The organism is Microbulbifer flavimaris (assembly GCF_001641755.2).
Lineage (GTDB): Bacteria > Pseudomonadota > Gammaproteobacteria > Pseudomonadales > Cellvibrionaceae > Microbulbifer > Microbulbifer flavimaris.
In genome coordinates this window covers 514493-537222 of record NZ_LRFG02000002.1, presented here as the reverse complement: position 1 = coordinate 537222, position 22730 = coordinate 514493, and the positions used below count along the sequence as shown (strand labels likewise).

The 22730-nt window shown below is 59.2% G+C and carries 14 protein-coding genes; 7 read left to right on the top strand and 7 right to left on the bottom strand.

Annotated features, from left to right (window positions below; translation table 11 throughout):
- The first annotated feature begins 21 nt into the window (after positions 1-21).
- The 4 genes from glk to AWR36_RS07135 all read left to right on the top strand — a co-directional run bounded on the left by glk (position 22) and on the right by AWR36_RS07135 (position 6558).
- Positions 22-984, top strand: coding sequence for a glucokinase (gene glk / locus AWR36_RS07150; RefSeq protein WP_067083147.1), 963 nt, complete (start codon positions 22-24; stop codon positions 982-984).
- 172 nt (positions 985-1156) lie between these two features.
- Positions 1157-3952: a TonB-dependent receptor gene (locus tag AWR36_RS07145; RefSeq protein WP_067083144.1), complete on the top strand. Its 2796-nt coding sequence runs from the start codon at positions 1157-1159 to the stop codon at positions 3950-3952.
- 168 nt (positions 3953-4120) lie between these two features.
- Positions 4121-5614, top strand: coding sequence for a tryptophan halogenase family protein (locus AWR36_RS07140; RefSeq protein WP_082679508.1), 1494 nt, complete (start codon positions 4121-4123; stop codon positions 5612-5614).
- A gap of 218 nt (positions 5615-5832) precedes the next feature.
- The gene (locus AWR36_RS07135) at positions 5833-6558 is read left to right on the top strand and encodes an SGNH/GDSL hydrolase family protein (RefSeq protein ID WP_067083141.1); all 726 of its coding nucleotides are present in this window, start codon (positions 5833-5835) and stop codon (positions 6556-6558) included.
- Positions 6559-6608: 50 nt separating this feature from the next.
- Here AWR36_RS07135 and AWR36_RS07130 read toward each other — a convergent pair whose 3' ends face one another.
- Together AWR36_RS07130 and AWR36_RS07125 are read right to left on the bottom strand one after the other, a co-directional pair.
- Positions 6609-7436, bottom strand: a complete 828-nt coding sequence (locus tag AWR36_RS07130) for a DUF3014 domain-containing protein (RefSeq protein WP_067083138.1) — start codon at positions 7434-7436, stop codon at positions 6609-6611.
- 199 nt (positions 7437-7635) lie between these two features.
- The gene (locus tag AWR36_RS07125) at positions 7636-8487 is read right to left on the bottom strand and encodes an alpha/beta hydrolase (RefSeq protein WP_067104547.1); all 852 of its coding nucleotides are present in this window, start codon (positions 8485-8487) and stop codon (positions 7636-7638) included.
- A gap of 179 nt (positions 8488-8666) precedes the next feature.
- Between AWR36_RS07125 and AWR36_RS07120 the strand changes: the two genes are divergently transcribed.
- Positions 8667-10337: an alpha-amylase family glycosyl hydrolase gene (locus tag AWR36_RS07120; RefSeq protein WP_067083133.1), complete on the top strand. Its 1671-nt coding sequence runs from the start codon at positions 8667-8669 to the stop codon at positions 10335-10337.
- Positions 10338-10371: 34 nt separating this feature from the next.
- Here the strand turns inward: AWR36_RS07120 and AWR36_RS07115 are convergent, their stop codons facing one another.
- The 4 genes from AWR36_RS07115 to AWR36_RS07100 form a co-directional block, all read right to left on the bottom strand.
- Positions 10372-11265: a universal stress protein gene (locus AWR36_RS07115; RefSeq protein ID WP_067083130.1), complete on the bottom strand. Its 894-nt coding sequence runs from the start codon at positions 11263-11265 to the stop codon at positions 10372-10374.
- A 336-nt stretch (positions 11266-11601) separates the two neighbouring features.
- Positions 11602-13500 (bottom strand): alpha-amylase family glycosyl hydrolase, encoded by a 1899-nt coding sequence (locus AWR36_RS07110; protein WP_067083128.1) that lies wholly within the window; start codon positions 13498-13500, stop codon positions 11602-11604.
- Positions 13501-13561: 61 nt separating this feature from the next.
- Positions 13562-15994, bottom strand: coding sequence for a glycoside hydrolase family 31 protein (locus tag AWR36_RS07105; RefSeq protein ID WP_067083972.1), 2433 nt, complete (start codon positions 15992-15994; stop codon positions 13562-13564).
- 105 nt (positions 15995-16099) lie between these two features.
- Positions 16100-17959, bottom strand: a complete 1860-nt coding sequence (locus AWR36_RS07100) for a glycoside hydrolase family 13 protein (protein ID WP_067083970.1) — start codon at positions 17957-17959, stop codon at positions 16100-16102.
- Between the two features lie 327 nt (positions 17960-18286).
- Here AWR36_RS07100 and AWR36_RS07095 point away from each other — a divergent pair, with 327 nt between their 5' ends.
- Together AWR36_RS07095 and AWR36_RS07090 are read left to right on the top strand one after the other, a co-directional pair.
- Entirely contained in the window at positions 18287-19807 is a 1521-nt protein-coding gene (locus AWR36_RS07095; RefSeq protein WP_067083126.1) for an MFS transporter, read from the top strand.
- Between the two features lie 189 nt (positions 19808-19996).
- Positions 19997-21400 (top strand): alanine/glycine:cation symporter family protein, encoded by a 1404-nt coding sequence (locus AWR36_RS07090; RefSeq protein ID WP_067083124.1) that lies wholly within the window; start codon positions 19997-19999, stop codon positions 21398-21400.
- Between the two features lie 71 nt (positions 21401-21471).
- On the opposite strand, the gene AWR36_RS07085 is transcribed toward AWR36_RS07090, so the two are convergent.
- Positions 21472-22128 carry a L,D-transpeptidase family protein gene (locus tag AWR36_RS07085; RefSeq protein ID WP_231745275.1) on the bottom strand — a complete coding sequence of 219 codons (657 nt, stop codon included), beginning with the start codon at positions 22126-22128 and terminating at the stop codon, positions 21472-21474.
- Positions 22129-22730 lie beyond the last annotated feature (602 nt).

Below are 22730 nucleotides of genomic sequence, written 5' to 3'. Positions count from 1 at the left end.
AGTAAGGATTAGCAAGAAGCCATGACAAGCATCGTAGCGGATATCGGCGGCACCAACGCCCGCTTTGCCATCGCCGTACCCAAAGAGGGCGGCTACGCGCTGGAAGCGCTGAAAGTGGTGGACTGCCAGCGCTTCGACGGCTTTGCCGGTGCCCTGCAGCACTGGCTCGACGGCCTCGAGCAACCGCGGCCGCAGCGCGCCAGCATTGCCGCAGCGGGGCCGGTAGAGCACAACGCCGCCGGTGGCCGGGTAATCATGACCAATCTCGGCTGGCAGATCTGCGCCGAGGAGCTCCAGTCTGCCTTTGGGCTGGAGCAGATGCTGCTGATCAACGATTTTGCCGCGCTGGCGCAGTCACTGCCGCGTCTCAGCAGTAATGACTACACCGTACTGCGGGATATGCCGAGAATGAAAGGCGCCCCGATGGCAGTGCTCGGCCCGGGCACCGGCCTCGGTGTGGCCGGACTGGCATTTGCCGGTGACAAGCCGCAGGTGATCGCCGGTGAAGGCGGGCACGCCAACCTCGGTGTGGTCAGCGAGCGGGAGCTGCAGTTGTTGCAGATCATGATGCGCAGCCAGCGCCCGGTATTTAACGAGTGGGTGTTGTCCGGCAGCGGCCTGGTCAACCTGTACCGCGCGGTGTGTGAGATGCACGGTCGCGCGCCGGAGGATCTGCAGCCGCAGGATGTGAGCGCGCGCGGGCTGGATGGTTCCGACGCCCTGTGCCGGGAAACCCTGCTGGATTTCCTCAACTTTCTCGGCAGCGTGGCCGGCGATACCGCCCTGTATCTGGGCGCCCGCGGTGGTGTGTTTATCGGCGGCGGTATCCTGCCGCGCATCGCGGAATTGCTGCCGGAGAGTGAATTTGAACAGCGCTTTCTCGCCAAGGGGCGGGTGGAGCAATGGATAAAAACGGTGCCCCTCTACGCCCTCAATGCCGGTTACCAGGCATTGATCGGCGCGGCGGCGGCACTAGAGAACTGAGCTTAAAAACAGAAACCTTTAACAAATCAAAGACTTAGAGTGGTGCTGGTCGCCCCCTTGTGGGGCGGCGCGACTCCTCCCACCTCCTCCCCCATGGGGGGAGGATGATATGGACATCAGGCGGGCCTAGGATGCAGGGTCTCACCATAACGATAAGTCCAGGGAGAAGATGATGAGTCTATCCAACAAGCGCTTCCGGCCAGCCCTGCTGTCCGCAGCGATCGCAGCGTCCGTTACCTCCGTCGGTGTTTTCGCACAGGAAGCACAGGAAGGAGCAGCGTCGCTGGAAGAAGTTTCCGTAACCGGCTTCCGTAAGAGTGTGATGGACTCCATCGACACCAAGCGCGACGCCAAGGCCGTTGTTGAGGCCATCTCTGCCGAAGATATCGGCAAGCTGCCCGATTCCTCTATTGCTGAGTCTATTGCCCGCCTGCCCGGCCTGGCCGCTCAGCGCCTGGACGGCCGCGCAAGCCGCGTTTCCATTCGTGGTTTCGGTGAAAACGAAAGTGCCACCACTTTCAATGGCCGTGAGCAGGTTTCCATCAGCGACAACCGCGGTGTGGAATTCGACCTGTACCCGTCTGAGATCATGAGCGGTGTGACCGTTTACAAGACCCCGACTGCCAGCATCGAAGCTGAAGGCATCGCCGGTGTGATCGACATGCAGACCGTCAAGCCGCTGGAGCGCGGTGAGCGTGTCATCAAGGTGAACTCCCAGTACGAGATGACCAGCTTCGACAAGCTGAATCCCGATGGTGAGGACCAGGGCCACCGCGCCACCGTTTCCTACATCGACCAGTTCGCCGACGACACCATTGGTGTGGCGTTCGCCTTCAACACCATGAGCTCCCCGAACCAGGAAGAGCGCTGGAATGCTTGGGGCTACCCGGAATTCACTGCTGAAGATGGCAACACTTACTCCATCCTAGGTGGTGCCAAGCCGTTCGTGCGCTCCTCCGTTCTGGATCGCGACAGCGTAATGCTGGTGGTTGAGGCGCAGCCGAATGACAAGCTGAACATGACCTTCGATGCCCTGTACGTAGACTTCTCCGACGAGAAGATCCTGCGCGGTATCGAGATCCCGTTTGCCTGGGGCCAGGGCTCCATCAGCCCGGAGAGCGCCACTGTTGATCCGTCCAGCGGCTTCATCACTGGCGCCACCACAGAAGGGCAGCGCGTAGTCGTTCGTAACGATCTGGAGACCCGTGCAGCAGAGCTGAACAACTTCGGCTTCAACACCAAGTACGACTTCTCCGACACCCTGCAGCTCGAGTTCGATGCCAGCTACTCAGCCGTAGAGCGTGACATCTGGAGCTTCGAAAGCTACGCCGGTACCGGCCGCGGTAACGACGCCGGTGTCGCCGACGACCTGAGCTACACCTTCGACGGTGGCAACACTGGTGCCAAGTTCGACCACAACCTGGATTACAGTGACTACAGCCTGATCCAGCTGGGCGGTCCGCTGACCTGGGGCTGGAGCGCAGCGCTGAACGACAGCCTGGGCATCACCGGTACTCCGCTGGAAAACACCGGACAGGACGGCTTCCTGAACACCCCGGAAATCGATGATGAACTGACTTCCCTGAAACTGGCAGCTACCCAGATGGTGGAAGCCGGTATCGTCAATGAAATTTCCTACGGTGTTTCTTACCGCGACCGCGAGAAGACCAAGAAGTCTGAGGGTTACTTCATGACCCTGAGCAACTTCCCGGAAATGCTGGAAGTGCCGGAGCAGTACCGTCTTGGTACAGCGTCACTGGATTTCATCGGCATGGGTGACATGATCGCCTATGACGCAGCTGCCATGCTCAAAGACGGCTACTACAGCCTGCTGGCAGAGTCCCTGACCAACACCAGCCACCTGACCAAGTCCTGGTCTGTGAGCGAGGCAGTGACCGCAGCATTCGCCCAGGCGGGCTTCGAGACTGAAGTGGCCGGCCTGCCGCTGACCGGTAACGCTGGCCTGCGCTATGTCTACACCGAGCAGCAGTCCCAGGGTGCAGCTGGTCAGATCATCGATGGCCTGGTGGTGACTTCTCCCACCGATATCACCCACGATTACAGCCACTTCCTGCCGAGCCTGAACCTGGCCCTGGCCATCGACGAGCAGCAGACAGTTCGTTTCGGTGCCGCCAAGACCATCTCCCGCGCTCGCATGGATGAGATGAACGCTTCTATCCTGGTTGACTATTTCGGTGGCGGCGAAAACGCTCGTCCTGATGAGAATGGCAATTTCTGGAGCGTCAGCGGTGGTAACCCGGAGCTTGAGCCGAAGGAAGCCATTGGTCTTGACCTGTCCTACGAGAACTACTTCAGTGAAGAGGGTTACTTCTCGGCGGCGCTGTTCTGGAAGGATCTCAGCAACTGGCACTTCGACGACAACTACATTGTCGACCTGGCAGGTGTAGCAGACCCGGAGACCGGTATCGTTCCTGAGAACACCACCGCAACCGGTTACGGCAAGATAAATGCCGGTGGCGGCACCCTGCAGGGTTACGAGCTGTCTGTAGTGCTTCCGTTCAACATGTTCTCCGAGAGCCTGGACGGCTTCGGTCTGCTGGCCAGCCACACCGGCCTGGAAACTGACATTCAGGACCAGAATGGCAACGACTACCAGCTGCCCGGCCTGTCCGAGAGCATCCAGACTCTGACCGCTTACTACGAAAACTACGGCTTCTCCGCCCGTGCCAGCATGCGCAAGCGTGACGACTTCAAGGGCGAAGTCTACGGTGTAGGTTTCGACACCCAGCAGGTTGACGTGGTTGGTGAAACCATCGTCGACGTCCAGCTGGGTTACGACTTCGCCGAAGCCGGCATCAGCGGCCTGGAAGGTCTGTCTGTATACCTGCAGGGTCAGAACCTGACCGATGAGCCTTTCACCACCCTGAGTGGCGATAACTCTCTGCAGGTTCGTGACTACCAGAGCTACGGCAGCATCTACCTGCTGGGCTTCAGCTACGAGCTGTAATTCCGGTAGTTAGGCGTTAAGCCACCTAAAGCCCTTGTAATAGCAGTATTACAAGGGCTTTTTTATTTCTAATTCCAGATTTTGAAATTTCGGATCTTGGTACCGCTCCTGTGCGGAATTCGCTAGCCTTGAGTCATTGATTCGAAATATGTATTTCAGGTGGAAATCGTGAGCGACCAGAATATTAAAAACCTCGTCATCCTGGGTGGAGGCACTGCCGGCTGGATGACAGCCTCGCTGATGGTGAAGGTCCTCGGTAAAAGTCTCAATATCACCCTGGTGGAATCCGACAAGATCGGCACAGTCGGTGTCGGCGAGGCCACCATTCCGCCAATCATCAATTTCAACCAGGCGCTTGGTATCAATGAGCGGGATTTCCTGAAGGCCACCAGGGGCACGATCAAGCTGGGAATCCAGTTTGAAAACTGGCTGCGTCAGGGCGATAGCTACATGCACGCTTTTGGTAGCATCGGTAAGAACTTTCCCTTCTGTGATTTTCACCACTTCTGGCGCCGAAGCCGGGCCAGTGGCGATGAATCCAGCCTCTGGGACTATTCCCTGAATTATCAGGCGGCCATTCACAACAAATTTGCGCATCTGGCACAAATCAAAGGTACCAACCTGCCCGGGATCTCCTATGCCTACCATTTCGATGCGGGGCTCTATGCCCAGTACCTGCGGAATTACAGTGAGAGCAAAGGTGTAGGACGCATCGAGGGGACCGTTAAGAGTGTTCAGGTGCGCCCGCAGGACGGTTTTGTAGAAAGTCTTCTTCTGGAAGATGGGCAGAGCGTGTCGGGAGATTTGTTTGTCGACTGTACCGGATTGGCTGCGCTGTTGATCGAAAAAACGTTAGGGGTCGGCTTCGAGGGGTGGTCACAGTGGTTGCCCTGCGACCGGGCAATGGCCGTGCCCAGCGCCGGTAGCAAGCCAATCGTGCCCTATACCCGGTCGATCGCCCATGCCGCAGGCTGGCAGTGGCGTATTCCACTTCAGCACCGCACCGGTAACGGTATTGTCTATTCGAGCAGACACTGGAGTGATGATGAGGCGCGGGAAGTGCTGATGAAGAACCTGGATGGCGAGGCCCTGGCCGAACCACGGGTTATACCGTTCCGCACCGGGCGCCGGGAGAAGCAATGGGATAGAAACGTGGTCAGCATCGGGCTGTCCAGTGGATTCCTCGAGCCGCTCGAATCGACCAGCATCCATCTGATTCAGTCCGCTGCGACGCGCTTGATCAAGTCATTTCCGCACCAAGGCATCAAGCCGGAGGAAGTGTCTGAATTCAATCGTCAGTCGCAAGTGGAGATTGAGCGGATTCGCGATTTCATCATCCTGCACTATAAGCTCAATGAGCGGCGGGATAGTGAATTCTGGCGAGAATGTGAATCGATGAGCATTCCGCAAACACTGGAGCATAAAATTGAGCTTTTCCGTCGTACGGGCAAGGTCTTCCGTGACTATGATGACCTGTTTACGGAGGTGGCCTGGCAGCAGGTGATGATCGGGCAGGGCATCTTCCCGCAGGATCACCATACGATTGCGGACAATCTCTCGGAAGAACAGCTCCGCGACCTGATGGGTAGCCTCCGCACCCTCATCGATGGAACAGTGAAGTCTCTTCCTGATCACGAGAAATTTCTGGCGAGCCTGAATTGAGATATCCGGCCTGCCGGTATTTTCGCCTTGATTTGCAACCGCAGTGAAAAGACCTGGTTTCGCAACCCAGTGATTGATGCTGGGAGAGCCTGCGAGTTTTCCCGTCAGTTTTTGTCCGCTTAAAGTCGGACTTGCTGGAGTAAACTCCCGGGGGTGCTAATGAGGGGAAGTTCTCTTGGGCGCCATCAGGCAGGCTCAAGCCGACAGGACGCAACTAAATGACCACTGATACGCTGCTCACGCTGATGCTTGGTCCACTGCTTCTGTTGCAGGGGCAGTGGGTGCGCAGGCGAACACCGCGCCTGCCTGAGCCGGGCGGAGCTCGCCGGGGACGCTCGGGTGTGGGGGCGGAACTGAGTATATTGGTTCTGGGCGATTCGGCCGCGGCTGGGGTCGGAGCATCGAGCCAGTCAGAGGCACTGCTCGGGCAGGTGATCAGAGCACTATCACCCTTTTATCGGCTCGATTGGGCATTGGTTGCGCGCACCGGTGCGACTACGGCTGAAGCCATCGAGACCGTGGAGCAGATGGAGTCCAGGGACTTTGATGTTGTCATTACCTCCCTCGGTGTAAATGATGTGACCAGTGGGCTGCAGGTAGAGCAGTGGAGGGCGCAGCAGCGCCGGTTGCGGGCGCTTCTGAGGTCGCGTTTCCGTGCCCGGCTTATTGTCTGTTCCGGTCTGCCGCCGGTGCATGACTTTCCCGCCTTGCCGCAACCGTTGCGTTGGTACCTGGGGCGCAGAGCGACCCAGCTGGACGCTTGCCTTCTTGATGATGCGGGAGGAGAGAACAACGTAGAATTTCTCAGTCTGCGGTTCTCTGCAGACCAAACCCTGATGGCAAGCGATGGATTTCACCCGGGGCCGGGTGTCTATGAGCAGTGGGGCCGGAAAGTTGGCCAGCTAGTCTGTGAGAAGCTGGCAGGGGGGCCAGACAGGCTCTGACGCTGCTTCCGCCAGAGCCTGCCGGCCAAGCCAGTACGGCACGCTTCACATTACTGGTTTTGCTTCGGCATGTTGTCCAGCGCGGCCTTCAGCTCGCGCAGCTTCTCCTTCACCCGTGCGGCATTTTCCGGCCCGATACGAATCATCAGCTTGTGCACCCCGGGTAATTTTTCCATCTGCGGATCGGCGAACTTGAAATACACCGACGGTCGCACCAGCTGGATCGGCTGGTCAGCCTCAGGTGCGGCCAGGGCGACGTCGATGGCCTTCAGGAATACCTGGTGGAAGTTCTTGTCGCGCATACCAAGCTCGCCAAAAGCCTCGGACAGGCGCGGATACCAGAACTGGTAAAGTTTGATGGCCTTGCCGGTATCGGCCATGGCGAACAGTCGCACCGGCAGGTCATAGCGCTGGTAATTCTCTTCCGAGAGGACCATGCCAGTCGGGCCCTCCTCAGAGATGGCCAGATCGCCGGGAGGATTATTGTAGGGACGGTTCTTGGCCATCATCTCGCCGCTGGATGCGGCATTCACCGCGGCGACCCACTTGCGCACTACCTCATCTGACACGATCCATCGGCCCAGTGCTCCATCAGGTGCAAGGCTGAGCAGGTCGCCCCGGGCAGCTTGATCGCTTTGGTTGAGCGGGGGCAGCTCCCGTTGCGGTTCCGGGGCCGGTGCCGGCTCGGGTACGGGCTCTGGTTCAGGCTCCGGCTCGAGATCAACTTCCGGGGCGGGTTCCGGTTCTGGTTCGGTAACCGGCGCCGGGGGCGGCGTTGGCTCTGGCGAACCCCGTAGAAGGAAATAAGCGCCAGCTGCAATGGCGGCCACGACAACCAGCCCCAGTATCCATCCCCTGCTTGACTGCTCTTGCGACATTCCCCGTCTCCTCAGCTTTATCTGGTCAGTTGCGATGTCGACCTTTTAACGATAGCTCGGTGCAACAATATGCCATCTTGCAGCACCTTTAGACCGCATTACAGCACAATGTTCCCGGTGGCGGGCAGCTGTCGGGGAGACTGTGCTCGGAGCCGCGTTACGGCTGGCTCTTCAGTCCGCAAAAGCTGAGTCGATGCAGTCAGCGCGGGGACTTCTCGTGGAAAAGCAGCCACTCGATCGCTGCTTTGAGCTCGTTCCGCCAGAATTGCTCTGTGTGCTCACCCGAGGGCACCAGGCGGTGGAGAATGGCTGCGTCCTGGGTGTCCTTTAGCAGCGCGGTCATGCGTCGGTAATTGGACACCATTTCATCCCCCTCACGGCCACCCATCAGCAGATAAAGGCGGCTATCTGCCGGGAGGGGATGACGGGCTTCCTGGTAAAATTCTGGAGCGATCCAGTAAGCGGGGGAAAAGATACCGGCGCGACTGAAGGTCCCGGAGTAGCGTGTAATGGCCACGTGCGAGATCAGGCCGCCGAGGGAGCTGCCCATAATGGCCGTGTGCTGCCGATCTGCCAGTGTCCGGAATTCAGTGTCGATGCGTGGCTTGAGCTCTTCTACCAGGAAGTGCAGGTAGGCCTCGCCCTCACCGGGGCCGTACTCGGGGTGATCGAATGGCTTGAGCTCGTTGATGCGGGCTTCCCCGCCGTGGTCGATTCCCACCACGATCAGCGCGAGCCCGCGATCGGCCTGCAGTGCGGCCAGGGTTTCGTCCACGCCCCACTCACCGGCATAGGCCGTGGCATCATCGAACAGGTTCTGGCCGTCGTGCATATAGAGGACGGGATAGCGTTGCCCGGAGGTGTGGTAACCGGCCGGTAAATACACCCGGATAGTCCGTTCCCGCTCAAGCTGCCCCATCTGGACGGGCGGCAGTATCTGCACCTGTGTGCTGGCGGTAGTGTTTACGGCCGAGGCACTACCCGTGCCCAGAAGCAAAATCAGGCTCAGAAGCATTGCCGAGGTTTGCTGGACTCGATTCAGGCGAAGCATGGCGGGGATCTCAAGATGACAAAGCGGTCATCTTAGCCCCGCGAAGGCATACCCTCCTACGCCCCCACAGCGGGGGATGCGATAGGCTGGCTGGTGTTTACAGTAGGCTGGTCAATTTATGGGCGCGACAGTGCTGGAACGCCCATCACCGCCATATATGAGAGAGCAGAAGACCCATAATGAGAAAACTGACCAGCCTCTGTGCCGGCCTGTTACTGGCCGCTTCGCAAAGCCTTCCCGCCGTGTCGGCCGAGAGCAAGGCGGAAACCGCGCCGTTCTGGCGCAACGCCACTGTCTACTTCATGCTCCCGGACCGCTTTGCCAACGGCAATCCGGACAATGACCTCACTTATGGCCGCAAAAATGACGCCGACCCCCTGCGCGGTTTTATGGGCGGTGACCTCCGGGGCGTGATCGAGAAACTCGAGGCCGGTTATTTCAATGACCTGGGGGTCGACGCCCTCTGGATGTCACCGGTATACGAGCAGATCCAGGGCTCCACCGATGAGGGCACTGGGCGCACCTATGCCTATCACGGCTACTGGCCCAGAGATTGGACCGCGGTTGATCGGAACTTTGGAACCGAGGCGGAGTTGGCCGAGCTGATTGAGAAAGCGCGTGACCGCGGTATTCGCGTACTGCTGGATATCGTCATCAACCACACCGGGCCGGTGACCGAGCAGGATCCACTGGCTCCGAAATCCTGGGTGCGCCCGACTCCTGTGTGTGACTGGACCGGCTTTGCCGGCACCGTCAGCTGTACTCTGGTCGATAACCTGCCGGACATCCTGACCGAGAGCGAGCAACCGGTTGAGCTGCCGCCGCACCTGGTGGAGAAGTGGGAGCGCGAAGGACGGCTGGAGCAAGAACTGGCGGAGCTGGATGCGTTTTTCGAGCGTACCGGATATCCCCGTGCACCCAAGTACTATCTGGTGAAATGGGCCACCGACTGGGTGCGTGATTACGGTGTGGACGGCTTCCGCGTCGACACCACCAAGCATGTGGAGCCAGAGGTGTGGACGCTGCTGAAAAAAGAGGCGAGTCACGCACTGGCACAGTGGCGGGCGGAAAATCCGCAGAGAGAACTCGACGATCATGACTTCTTTATGGTGGGCGAAGTCTACGGTTTTGGCGCCAATGATTTTGGTGTGACACGTGGTCGCGATTACGACTTCGGTGATCGCAAAGTGGACTTCTACCGCTATGGCTTTGACAGCCTGATCAATTTCGATTTCTCCCAGCGTGCTGGTCAAGACTGGGAAGACCTATTTTCCACTTACTCGGAGAACCTGAACGGTGGTCCCCTCGACGGCCTTGGCCTGCTTAACTACCTGACTTCCCACGACGACATGAACTCCTTCGATCGTGACCGAAAGCAGGCGCGCACCGCGGCGACCAAACTGATGCTGGCGCCGGGCGCAGTACAGATCTACTACGGTGACGAACTGGCGCGGCCGCTGAACGTCTCTGAAGCCAAGGGCGACGCCCAGCTGCGCAGTGCCATGAACTGGCAGGATCTGGAGAAAGAGGAGACACGGGAACTGCTTGCCCACTGGCAGAAACTGGGCCAGTTCCGCCAGGCGCATCCTGCAGTAGGGGCCGGTGAGCACCGCATGATTGCAAAAATACCCTACACCTTCACTCGTAACCTGGAGGGTGAGAGTTCAGTAGTGGTAGCACTGGATGCGCCGCGGGGGCCAAAGACTGTTTCGGTGAAAGGTGTCTTTGCCGACGGCACCAGCCTGAGGGATCACTACTCCGACAAAAGAGTGACTGTTCGCGATGGCAAGGTGAAGCTGAATACCAGATTCGAGCTCGTGCTCCTGGCTCCGGAAAGAGAGCGCGGCTAAAAGGCCGCGCTCCCCGTTCATGCGATGGCGGCGGTCAGTTGACGGCCGTCAACTTTTCTTCCGTATTGTGGGCGGTGGTATCTGCCACGCCCTCTGTGCTGGTGAATTCATTGCACACCATCACATCCACTTCCACGCCGCCGATCACCCGTTCTGCAGTGTTGCCGCGCAGCAGCGACCCAGTTTCTCCATACTGGTTCAGGGTACCCATCACCACCAGGTCCGCATCGACCTCGCCAGCGACTCGTGACACCACTTCATTGGTATAGCCACGCTGTACGTGAATGCGCTCGGTAGGTACGCCGGTTTTGCGGGCCAGCTTGGCCAAGGCGCCACGGTCCGGGTAGAGCATAGAATCCAGGAAGGCATTCACCAGGTGCAGTTCGGCTCCATAACAGGCGGCGATATAGCGGGCCCGTTCAGTGATCTGGCGGTTGAGCTGGCGCTGTTTGTCGGTTTTGGCCTGGTAATTCACCGTCGCCAGTACCACCTTGCGCTGGGCTTTGGCTCCGGGGCGAATGAGCACCACCGGGCAGCGGGCCTGCTTGAGCACCTGCCACTTGGATTCGGCAAAGGTGAAGCGGCGGCTGGTTTTGGCGTGCACCGGCAGGTAGATCATTTCCGCATTGCAGCGACGGGATTCCTGGATGATGGCCCCCTGCCAGTCACTGGACCAGCACACCTGAATTTCGCACTCCAGGCCGGCTGCCGCCACTGGCTGTCGAATCTGCTCGCGGAACCAGGACTCGTCCCGAAACAGGTGATCGTTGACCGCGCGGGTATCCACCGCTTCGCCGTCGACAGCGACAAATATCTGTAGCCGTGGCTGTGGCGTGCGCAGCCCGGCGATGGTAATTGCCCGCTCGAGAGCCACGTGGCGCTCATCATTGGGGTCGACGACGACAAAGATCGTGGATTGCTGTTGCATGTTTCCTCCTGATTACAACGCAAGAAAATAAAAAAGCTATCCGGCCCGGTTCAGGCCGGCGGAGCGGACTGCCTGTGAGGGCTATTATGTCCGGCTCACGTGACAACTTGGGGTCCATTCTGCCTCAAGAGGTGGGGTCGACCTTGAGGGAAATCAATGGTGAGCGGACTTGGCCTGAGCGCGATCGAGATGCTGGTCTGGAAAAGATTTGAACAGCACTGCGGAGAGTGAGTGTTTGGGGGCTTGGTGGGTGCTCCGGGGCACTGAGAGATGTAGCCAAGCGAAAGTCAGGGGCACCGGCAGGTGCCCCGTATTTCCGGCAGAGGGAGAGCAGTGCTAGCGCTGCACTTTCAGGATGTATCCTGCCAGAGGTGCCAGCGGCAGTTGAATGGTGCCCTTGCCCTCGCTCACGACCAGCTCTGCCCCGGTCGTTTCATCCAGTTGATCGACCAGGCGATAGCTACCGTCATCCAGCTTCCACGCTGTCACCAGCTCAGCCGGCAAGCCCAGGGTCACATCCTTTTCCTGGCCTGAGAAGTTGGCAACGACCACGAGCTCCTCATTGTCCGACCAGCGGGCGAACGCGTACTGCTGCTCCCCGTAGCCCTTGCCCTGCTCGCGATTGAACTCGTGAAGGTCGGCAAACTGGCCGCGAAGAGCCTCGCTCTCGATCGAGAAGTTAAGTAGTTTCTGATAGAAGGTACGCAGTGATTTTTCCTCGTCAGTCAGCTGCCCACCATCGAATGCACCCTCGTTGACCCAGCGGCGCACCGTGGGTACTGACCAGTAATCGAAGATGGTGGTGCGACTGGCCTTGCCGAAACCGGCATCCTCACTGGCGGGCTCGGCCAGCTCCTGGCCAAAATAGACCAGCGTGGGTGCGGCGGACAGCGCGGTGGAGACCACCATGCCCGGCTTGCCCATCTCGGCGTTGCCGGCAAATTCCGGGCTGGCGATGCGCTGCTCGTCATGGTTTTCCAGGAAGCGCAGCATATGCGGGGCGATGTCGGTCAGGCTTTCCTGGACTTCTACAACCTTGCCCATCTCACCCTTGCCTTCCATGACCGCACGCAGGGCATCGTAGGTGCCCACCTTGTCGTAGAGGTAGTCCATCTTGCCCAAGTGGATGTAATCGCGATAGCGCTCCGGCGTATAGATCTCGGCAAGAAGCAGCGTTTCCGGTTTGCGGGACTTGATTGAGGAGTTCAGGTAGCTCCAGAACTCCACCGGCACCATGCCGGCCATGTCGTAGCGGAAACCGTCGACGTCCATATCCAGCCAGTAGTGGGTGATGTCACGGAACTTCTCCCACGAGTCCGGTACATCCTTATCGGCCCAGAAGGCTGCATGCTCTTCATAACCCTTTTCAGCAAAGCTTTCCGGCAGTTCCGGGAAGTCCTTGCTGTCATCCGGGCGCACACCGAAGTTGATCTTGACGGTTTCGTACCAGTCGTTGATATCCGGTTGCGGGGCACGGGCGCCATTGCCGGTCCACTTGGCCGGGCTCTCTTCAAACTTGCCATCCGCAAGCGGGTGGGCCTCGCCGTTCAGGGGCTGGTAGTCGTCGCCCACCGGTACTTTGAAGTCCTCACCCACCACGTAATAGAAATTGTTGTCACGGGCATAAGTCACGGACTTATCGTCATCGGCGCCGAAGTCACGCACGCCCTCGGGCTTGTCAAGGGACTGATAAGCGCGGGCCACATGGTTGGGCACGATATCGATGATGACCTTGAGGCCCGCATCGTGGCTGCGCTGGATCAGGTCGCGGAATTCCTGCAGGCGCTCGGCCGGATTTTCCGCCAGGTCCGGGTTGACGCTGTAGTAGTCCTTGATCGCATAGGGAGAGCCGGCACGGCCCTTGACCACGTCCGGGTCGTCGTTGCTGATACCGTACTCGGTATAGTCACCGACTAGTGCATGATGCAGGGCGCCCGTGTACCAGATATGGGTGGCGCCCAGCGCACGGATTTCCTCCAGGGCTTGCGGGGTAATGTCGTTGAACTTGCCAACGCCATTTTCTTCGAGGGTGCCCCAGGGCTTGTTGGTCGCGTTGGTATTGCCAAACAGGCGGGTCATCACCTGGTAGATCACCGGTTTTTCTGCCACCAGCGTCACCGCTTCGGGTGCCGCCTGCGGCTGTGCATTTTGCGCGTCGGAGCCCGGGCGCTCTTCCTGGCTGCAGCCCAGCGCAGAGAGCATCAGGCTGGCGGCAAATAGGGTTTTGAGTTTCATTATCCTTCCTTTGCAATTTTCTCATGCGCCCTTCACCCGCGAGGGGAAGGGCAGGGAATTCTTAGTGGCTGACCATCAGTGACTGGGGGCTGTAACCCCAGGAGAATTTCACATGCAGCTGGTTTGCGCGCGCGTCCAGCCAGGCCCCCTCGGTTGCGCGCTCGAAATCCCTTTCCCGTTGATGGATTTCGATCGCCCGATCGCCGAGCTGTACCTGAGAGGCGGGCACGGTCCAGTTGTGAATATTGAGGCTGATGGAACGCTGTGACGGCTCGCCCTCGTAGCCACCGCCCTCGCGATGGAAATCGAAACGGATGCCGTCGGCGTCGCGCCTGGCAGAGAACTTCAGCTTGGCGTAGCGGTCGCGGTTGAAGGCGTCGACGGTGTTGCCGTCATCTTCGTAGACATAGCTCTCCGACTCTACTGCCGTGGGGTGGGCGTAATAATCCAGCGTCAGCTGTTCGCTGGAATAGTCGCGGGTAGTGGCAATATCGTCGATGGTGGGAATAAAGGCGCCGGCTCTGACCAGCACGGGGATGGTCTCCAGGTCTACCTCGACTTTTGTTTCGTTGCCGCTGTGTTGCTCGTCATTCCAGTAGTCGAACCAGACACCGCCGGGCAGCTTCACTGTCACCTCATCGATATCGGCATCGGTAACTGGTGCTACCAGGAAGTCGTTGCCCCACAGGTAGGCGTCCTTGTAGTCGATCAGCTCCAGGTTGCTTTCATCGGAGAAAAACAGCGGGCGCATCAGTGGCAGGCCGGTCTGGCTGTTTTCGAACGCCAGCGTGTAGTTATAAGGCAACAAGCGGTAGCGCAGCTTGATGAACTCGCGGGTAATATCGCGGGTTTTGCGATCGTGGAAGACCGGTTCTGACGCAATGTGATCCTGCGCGTGGGGGCGGTAGACCGGCTGGAAGACACCGTACTGCAACCAGCGGATATAGAGCTCTCGATCAAACTCCTCGCCACCGGCAAAGCCGCCCAGATCGGAGTGGGTGTAACCGAAACCGAGCAGGCTCATCTGCAGGGCGAGTTCTACCTGCGGCTTGAGGCCGCCCCACTCGCGGGCCACATCGCCGGTCCACGGGATCATGCCGTAGCGCTGTGAACCGGGGAAGCCGGCGCGCATCATGATAAACGGGCGGCGCTCGGGGTACTGGGCTGTCTGCTTGTCGTGCAGTAGCTGCGCCCAAGTGTGACCGTAGGCATTGTGTACTTCGTCGGCCATACCAATCTTGTGTACGGTGTCGGAAGGATGAACTTCGGGCTCACCCAGGTCACCCCACCAGCCACCGACCCCCTGCTTCAGCAGGCCGTCGTAGACATTCCAGAACCAGTCGCCAGCCTCCCCGGAGAAAACATCCACCAGGCCAGTGTTGCCAAAATAGAAATCGAAGCGCTTGGGCTCTCCGGCAAGGTTTTTGGCCAGTACGTTGTTCTCCACCGCTTCGTCCCAGCGCTTGGAGGTAGTGAGAATAAATGGCTCGGTGACCAGGATGGTGTTGATGCCACGATCCTTGAAATCGGCCATCATTTTTTCCGGCTGCGGAAAGGTATTGCGATCCCAGTCCAGGTTACCCATATGGCCCTTGATGTCGGGGCCAAACCAGTAGAGGTCGAGCACGACGGCATCGAGAGGGAAATCCTCCTCGGCAAACTTGTCGACCGTCGCCCTGACTTCCTCTTCACTGCGGTAGCCGAAGCGGGAGGCAAAGTTGCCCAGTGCCCAGCGCGGCGGCAGTGGCTGCTTGCCGGTGACGTCGACGTAGTTCTCGATCAGCTCTGGATAGCTCTCACCCGCCACCACGATGTAGGCGGTGCGGCCAGCCATCGCTTCGAACTGGAGCAGGTCCGCGCGGCTGGCACCCAGGTCCATGTGGCCGGTGGCGCTGTTATCGAACAGCAGCACATACTTGTTACTGCTCATGACCGCCGGCAGGCTGAAATACATCTGCTCGGATTCAGTGGTGTAACCGTAATGAGCACGGTTATACAGCGGCAGCCGCTTACCGCGGCGATCCATACCCAGCACCCGCTGGCCACCGCCAATCAGCTTCTCGTCCTCTTCCAGGGTGAAGCGGAAACCGCGGATGGTTTCGGTGGCGAAAAAGCCGCTCTCCTCCTGGATCAACGGCTCCTCACCGCGAAAATACTGAATCGCAAACGGCGACTTCTGGATCACTGCGGTGAGGTCGCCGAGTTCGTAAATCAGTTGATCAGGAGTTTCCTCCAGGTGAGTATCGACGTCTGCATGATCATTCGAGGCAATGGCGAACGAAGGCAGTTGTTTGACGCCCTCGCGTTGATAATGCACCTCGATGGCCGCGTCGTTGAGCGGGGTGAGTGACACCTGCGCGTCGCTGAGCCTGAGGTTCAGAACGTCACCGTCCAGGGTGTGTTCGATATAGTCACGGGCCACAGCGGCCTGGAAAACTCCAGCACCTACCAGGCCAATCAGTGCGCACGTGCGCATTAGGGGTTTGGCTATCATCATTGCCTCTTATGGTTATTACCCTCTTGCGGGGCTTTACTCCATTGATCTACAGGTTGTAAACCGATCCGGAGCCCGGCATCGGTCAACAGTATTTGTCCCGGTCTACTTGAGTTCCAGCACCATCACGCCACGGGCAGGAATCACCAGGTTGTCGATTGCATGTTGCTCTCCACTGATGACGTCAGTTGCAGACTTTTTGTCTTTAACTGCTTCGGAAAAGTGGCCGGCGGGCAAGGAGAATGGTTCCTGGCCCTTATTCATTGCCACCATTACGGTCTTGTCGTCGTTGTAGCGGAAGTAGACATAGGTGTCGTTCAACGGGGCGAAGTGCATCAGGGCCCCGCTGTGGATCACCGGGTTGTCCTTGCGCCAGGTGAATAGCGCCCTGGTGAAAGACTGGGCTTGGCGCTGGGCCTCGCTCAAGCCGGAGCCGGTAAAGCCATTGGTTTTGTCGCCCTGCCAGCCGCCGGGGAAGTCGCTGCGTACGATGCCATCATCCCGGTGCTTGGGGCTTTCAAACAGCAACTCGTCGCCATAGAAAAACTGCGGGATGCCGCGCATGGTGGCAATGTATGCGACCGCCATGCGGTAGAGGTCCAGGTCTTTATCCAGCTGGCTGTACAGGCGGCTGGTATCGTGGTTGCCGCCGAAGATAACGAGCCGATCGGGGTTCGGATATTTGAAGTCGTGGGCCAGGCCCTCATACAGGGTGATAAGGCCGCTGTTCCAGCTCTCACTGTCCGCCAGCCCCTCACGCAGCGCATAGTGCAGGGGGAAGTCCATCATGCTCTTGAGGCGGCCTCCCGTCACTGCCTCACCCTCTTCCAGTTGCCAGTGCGAGACCAGTGCAGGGCTGCGGGTCCACTCCTCCCCGACGATATTGAAGTTGGGGTATTCGCGGTGAATTCTTGAGGCCCACTGTTGCAGGAACGCTGGATCGGAATAGGCGTATGTGTCTGCGCGGATACCGCTCAGGCCCGCGTACTCGATCCACCAGAGTGTGTTCTGGATCAGGTAATTTGCCACCAGTGGATGGCGTTGATTCACGTCCGGCATGGAATCCACGAACCACCCGTCCAAAAAGCCGCGCCTGTCGACTTCACTCGCGTAGGGATCCACGGGGGTAAAGCGGCTGTGGTTGGTGATTTCAAACTCGCCTTTTTTGATGCCCTTGCCATTGAGCCAGTCACCGTCGGGAAGGTCTTCCATCCACCAGTGACCGCTGCCGATATGGTTGAGCACCACATCCTGAATTACTCCCAGGCCCCTGGCACCTGCGGCAGCGACAAAGTTGCGAAACTCTTCGTTGGAGCCAAAACGCGGGTCGATACGGTAATGATCGGTGGCCGAATAGCCATGGTACGAGTAGGTGGGCTGGTTGTTTTCCACCAGTGGGTTGGGCCAGATGGCAGTGAAGCCCATGTCGGCGATGTAATCCAGGTGCTGCTGCATCCCGGCGATGTCACCGCCGTGGCGACCACCGGGATGCTGCCGGTTGGGGCCCTCCAGGGTGTCCGCCGTGCTGTCGTTTTCCGGTTTGCCGTTGGCAAAGCGGTCCGGGGTAATCAGGTAGATGGCATCCCGGCTGTCGAAACCGCGCCGGGAGGCGGAGCCGGGGTTTCTCGGCCGCAGGGTGTAACTGAAGTGGAAGCGCGCCTTGCCCCTTTCCTTCAGGGCGATTGTGAAGGTGCCTGGATCGGTATCGGCGGCAATATTGAGGTTGATGAACAGGTAATTGGGGTTCTCTACCTTTTCAGTGCCAAGCACTGTCACATCCGCGGAGTCCGTCTCGGGTTGTAGCCGGGAGATATCCCGTCCGTACACCAAAAGCTGCAGGCTTTGCTCTGCCATGCCCGCCCACCAGAAGGGTGGTTCTACTCGCTCCGGTTCGCTGGCTGATGCTGTCGTCGCAATGCCCGACAGGCAGGCAAAAGTCAGGGCCAAAAGGTAAAGCTGCCGCATGATGGGCTCCACTGTGCGCAAACTTGTCGTAACTGCGTATTGTCGCGCAGAGGCCGCGCCTTTGACTCCCCCCTGTGGCAGGGGGATATCAAGACTGGTAGCAATGTTTGCGGTTTTCGCCAACGCTGGTGAAAAGCTGTGACTGTTGGTCCAGATTTGGTCGAAGGAAAGGGCTGAGGGGCTTCTCCTCCCCCGGCAAGGGGGGAGGGAGTCGGCTGGCCCCTCTGTCAGAATCGCCGCATAACCATAATCACACGCCCGTTGCGAGCCCAACCCCTGGTTCGGCGCTGACTGCGGAGCAAACCTCGGAAGAACAGCGGTGATCTTATGACCCAAACAGCGTCCGGCGCCCCAGCGCAGTCAGTGAAACAGCCCAAGTTGCCGTTCTGGCAGGTATGGAACGTCAGCCTCGGCTTTCTCGGTGTGCAGTTTGGCTTCGCCCTGCAGAACGCCAACGCCAGCCGGATTCTCTCCGACCTGGGCGCGGACCTGCATTCGTTGTCGCTGTTCTGGATCGTGGCGCCGCTGATGGGGCTGATTGTGCAGCCGATTGTCGGCTCCGCCTCAGATCGCACCTGGAACCGTTTCGGCCGGCGCAACCCCTACATCCTGTTCGGCGCTATCGCCGCCGCGCTGGGTATGGCCTTTATGCCCAATTCGGCGATTGTTGTCGCCTTTGTGGCACCGATTTTGTTCGGTGGCGTGATGCTGGCGCTGATGGATGCGGCCTTCAATGTGACCATGCAGCCGTTCCGCGCTCTGGTATCTGATATGGTGCCGTCGGAGCAGCGCACGCTGGGTTATTCCATCCAGTCACTGCTGATCAATATCGGCGCAGTGATGGGCTCCATGCTCCCGTTCATCCTGACCAACGTGATCGGCCTGGATAATGCCTCCAAGGCAGGTGGTGTGGCTCCGTCGGTCATCTGGGCGTTCTACATTGGTGCCACTGTGCTGCTGGGTTCGGTGCTCTGGACCGTGTTCCGCACCAAGGAGTACGCGCCGAAGGAGTACAACGCTTACAAAGGAATCGATGAGGCGGAACTGGCCAGTGAGCTGGCGGAGCGCAAAACCCTGTTGCAGCGCCTGCAGGGCTTCACCAGGCTGCTGTTCAATATGCCGAAGACCATGCGCCAGCTGGCGGTGGTGCAGTTCTTCTCCTGGTTCGCGCTGTTCATTATGTGGGTCTACACCACCCCGGCCATTACCCAGCATGTCTGGGGCGTGGATGCCAAGTGGTTCGACCACGATTACCTGGCTACCGTCGGCCAGATCCCTGATCACATCGCCGCCGCCAAGGGTGCTGCCGGTGACTGGGTGGGGATCATCTTCGCGGCCTACTCCCTTTTCGCCGCCATCTTCTCCATCGCCCTGACCAAGATCGCCATGACCCTGGGCCGCAAGCCCACCTATGCGCTGTCCCTGTTGCTGGGCGGGCTCGGCTATATCAGCTTCCTGATGTTCCAGGGCGGCGAGCTGACCCAGGTCAATCTGCTGATTACCGAGGTCACTGTGCCCAGTGGGGCCCTGGGGCTGTTGCTGCCGATGATCGGCGTGGGCATCGCCTGGGCGGCGATCCTTGCCATGCCCTACGCGATCCTGTCCGACTCGCTGCCGGCCAGTAAGACCGGTGTCTACATGGGGATCTTCAACTTCACCATTGCAGCGCCGCAGATTTTGTCCGCCCTGGTGGCCGGCCCGATCCTGCACAGCGTATTCGACAACCAGGCGATCTACATCATCGTGCTGGCAGGTGTGTTCATGATTTTCGGCGCGATGTCCGTGTTCTTCGTCCGCGAGCCGGAAGTGGAAGTTGACACACTGGAGCCCGAGCCGGTAGTTGCCTGACCGGACTGAGAAGGCCAGGCAATGTCTGCACAGAAGCCCCTCCCCGAGGGGCTTTTTTGTATGTGTAAATCAAGTCAGTCATTCGCTTGGCAGTGGATGGTTTTCCCTCTGGGCGATGTGGCGTTGCTTTGACAACGACAATGCCGGCTTCATAGACTGGCGAATCAATAATTACTGACCAGAATCTGCATGTCATTTTTACAATCCATTGATGCGGCGCTGGCCGCGTTTGCCTCCTTCGTCTGGGGAACTCCGCTGCTGGTACTGTTGGTGGGCGGGGGGCTCTATCTGCTGATTGTTTCCCGTGCACGCCCCTATCGACACCTTGGGCATAGTGTCGACCTGCTGATGGGGCGGTACGACGACCCCAATGATCCCGGTCAGGTGCCGCACCGGCAGGCGCTGTCCACGGCCCTGTCGGGAACCCTGGGTCTGGGTAACATTGCCGGTGTTGCCATCGCCATCAGCACCGGTGGTCCCGGGGCCATCTTCTGGATGTGGGTGACGGCGCTGGTGGGGGTGGCCACCAAGTTCTATACCGCGACTCTTTCGGTGATGTACCGGGGGCGTGATGCCGATGGCGAGCTGCAGGGCGGCCCCATGTATGTCATTCGCGAGGGGCTGGGACGGCGATGGATGCCACTGGCTTTTCTGTTTGCTATCGCGGGTCTGTGCGGCATGCTGCCGGTCTTCCAGTCGAACCAGACGGTACAGCTGTTGCGTGAGTCCTTTGCGATCCCGCTCGGCATGGTTGGCGGTGAGGGCTCACTGCTGTTCGACTTTGTTGTCGGGGTCGTACTGGCCATCGCGGCGCTGGTGGTAATCGCCGGCCGTATTCAGCGTATCGGCAAGTTTGCCGTGCGTATCGTGCCTGGCATGGTGGTTTTCTATCTGGCCCTGACGCTGATTGTGATCGGCTATTTCTGGCAGGAAGTGCCGGCGGCATTTGCGCTGATTTTTACCGATGCCTTCAGCGGTCAGGCAGTGGCGGGTGGCGCACTGGGGGCGGTCATCGCCACGGGCATCAGCCGCGGGGCATTCTCCAATGAGGCCGGTATCGGTACCGAGTCCCTGGCCCACGGCGCGGCCAAAACCCGCGAGCCCATTCGCGAGGGCGTAGTGGCAATGGTGGGGCCGATCATTGATACCCTGGTGATCTGCACCTGTACCGCGCTGGTCATTCTGCTCACCGGTGTGTGGGAGCACGGCGCCGGCATCGAGGGGGTATCCCTGACCGCCGAGGCGTTTTCCCAGGTGTTTGGTGGCTGGGGGCCCTTGCTGCTGTTGCTGATGGTGCTGCCGCTGGCGTTCAGTACCATCGTCACTTTCTGGTACTACGGCGTGAAGTGTTTTGTCTTCCTGTTTGGCACGCGCTGGCAGGGACTCTACACGGCGGCGTATATTGCCCTGATTGTGATCGGAGCAGTGGCCTCACTGAATGCGGTCAACAGCATCATTATCGGTATGTACGCGATCATGGCGATTCCCACCATGACATCGACGCTACTACTGGCGAAGCGCGTCAATCGCGCCGCACATGACTACTTTACAGCGCAGGAGCTGCAGGAAAAGGCCGAGGCCAAACGGGCTTGACCCCTTAACCTCAGCAGAAACGAAAAAGGCCGCAGTCTCCTGCGGCCTTTCTCGTTTCCAGGGCATTGAAGTTATGGAACGATGCTCACTTTGGTGCCCACGCTCGCATGAGCGAAGAAGATTTTTGCCATATGCCAGGGCAGGCGAATACAGCCATGGGAGGCCGGGTAGCCGGGCACATAACCCGCGTGCATGGAGATTGGGCCGTTAACCCGCATCATGTAGTCCATGGACGCCCCGCGGAATACGGAGCCCGGCGGGCGACGGTCGCGACGCACGTCCACGTTGCTGCGCAGCACGTAGCCGCTGCGGCTCACGTAGTGACCGTACAGGTTGGAGCGGTGGTTGACCTTTTTCTCCGAGATACGGAATGTGCCGGGGGGAGTACGGTGGCCGGCTTTACCGGTGGAGACCGGAGACATGCCAGCCAGGCGCCCGCCCTTGTAGAAGTAGGCCATCTGCTCACTCAGGTCGATCTTGATATGCGGTGTTCCCCCTGCCACATCGTGCCGCCACCAGGACTTGTTGGTGAACCTCATGGCGTCCCTGTGCATCTGTGGCGAGGCAGCCTGGCGATTATTGCGGTAATAGTCGCGCACCCAAGGCGGTGGATTGTTGGGATCCCTGTAATCCCTGGCCTCTGTCATCGGCGTGGTAAGGGGTATGCCGCCGAGAAACAGCAGCGCGACCAACGAAGATCGTATCAGCAGTGAAAAGTAGCTTTGCATTGCGCACCTCTCTTTTTGCAAGCACCAGCGAGTTGCCAATCCGAGTGGCCGTTTCCGGCAGCGGGGCGCAGCAGTGCGCACCGCGGGCAGCGGTTCACGGCTCTTCGGATGTTCCCCAGCGCAGCGGTCCGATGTTTCCCGGCTTGGCTGCAGAGTGGGCACGCAGCGGCGATTGCCGCAGCGAGTGGCCTCAAGGCTAAAGTGGAAAAATGCGCCGTCTTACATCGTTTCGATCTTTTTGCTTTTCTTGATAGAGCAAATGAATCGATCAAGTCCGCATGATTGTGCTCTCACGCACGGTGTCAGCCCTGCATGCCGTTGGTGGATAGGTGATAGGGAAGCTTCTGATGGGCAAGCCGGGGGACGACAGGTGCCTGGGGCCGATTGGAACAGGCTGGTGGAGGCAGGTAGCCCTGGCTGGGGCACTGCGGGCTGGCGGGTGTCAGTGTCCCGGGTGAGGCCCGCAGAGACAGGTCGGGGCCCCTGTGGGCAACCGTTAATGTGCGGCAGTTTTGTAACAGGCTTTCCGGCAAGCGTGATTTTATATTTCATCCCGGAGTCTCCTGGGGTACCGTTTCCCGGGTTCAGATGCTCAACAAATG

What these genes read in the sequence shown, in the direction of transcription:
- glk (WP_067083147.1), top strand. Translation starts at nt 22, where the DNA reads ATGACAAGCATCGTAGCGGATATCGGCGGCACCAACGCCCGCTTTGCC.
- AWR36_RS07145 (WP_067083144.1), top strand. Translation starts at nt 1,157, where the DNA reads ATGAGTCTATCCAACAAGCGCTTCCGGCCAGCCCTGCTGTCCGCAGCG.
- AWR36_RS07135 (WP_067083141.1), top strand. Translation starts at nt 5,833, where the DNA reads ATGACCACTGATACGCTGCTCACGCTGATGCTTGGTCCACTGCTTCTG.
- AWR36_RS07130 (WP_067083138.1), bottom strand. Translation starts at nt 7,436, where the DNA reads ATGTCGCAAGAGCAGTCAAGCAGGGGATGGATACTGGGGCTGGTTGTC.
- AWR36_RS07125 (WP_067104547.1), bottom strand. Translation starts at nt 8,487, where the DNA reads ATGCTTCGCCTGAATCGAGTCCAGCAAACCTCGGCAATGCTTCTGAGC.
- AWR36_RS07120 (WP_067083133.1), top strand. Translation starts at nt 8,667, where the DNA reads ATGAGAAAACTGACCAGCCTCTGTGCCGGCCTGTTACTGGCCGCTTCG.
- AWR36_RS07115 (WP_067083130.1), bottom strand. Translation starts at nt 11,265, where the DNA reads ATGCAACAGCAATCCACGATCTTTGTCGTCGTCGACCCCAATGATGAG.
- AWR36_RS07110 (WP_067083128.1), bottom strand. Translation starts at nt 13,500, where the DNA reads ATGAAACTCAAAACCCTATTTGCCGCCAGCCTGATGCTCTCTGCGCTG.
- AWR36_RS07105 (WP_067083972.1), bottom strand. Translation starts at nt 15,994, where the DNA reads ATGATAGCCAAACCCCTAATGCGCACGTGCGCACTGATTGGCCTGGTA.
- AWR36_RS07100 (WP_067083970.1), bottom strand. Translation starts at nt 17,959, where the DNA reads ATGCGGCAGCTTTACCTTTTGGCCCTGACTTTTGCCTGCCTGTCGGGC.
- AWR36_RS07095 (WP_067083126.1), top strand. Translation starts at nt 18,287, where the DNA reads ATGACCCAAACAGCGTCCGGCGCCCCAGCGCAGTCAGTGAAACAGCCC.
- AWR36_RS07090 (WP_067083124.1), top strand. Translation starts at nt 19,997, where the DNA reads ATGTCATTTTTACAATCCATTGATGCGGCGCTGGCCGCGTTTGCCTCC.
- AWR36_RS07085 (WP_231745275.1), bottom strand. Translation starts at nt 22,128, where the DNA reads ATGCAAAGCTACTTTTCACTGCTGATACGATCTTCGTTGGTCGCGCTG.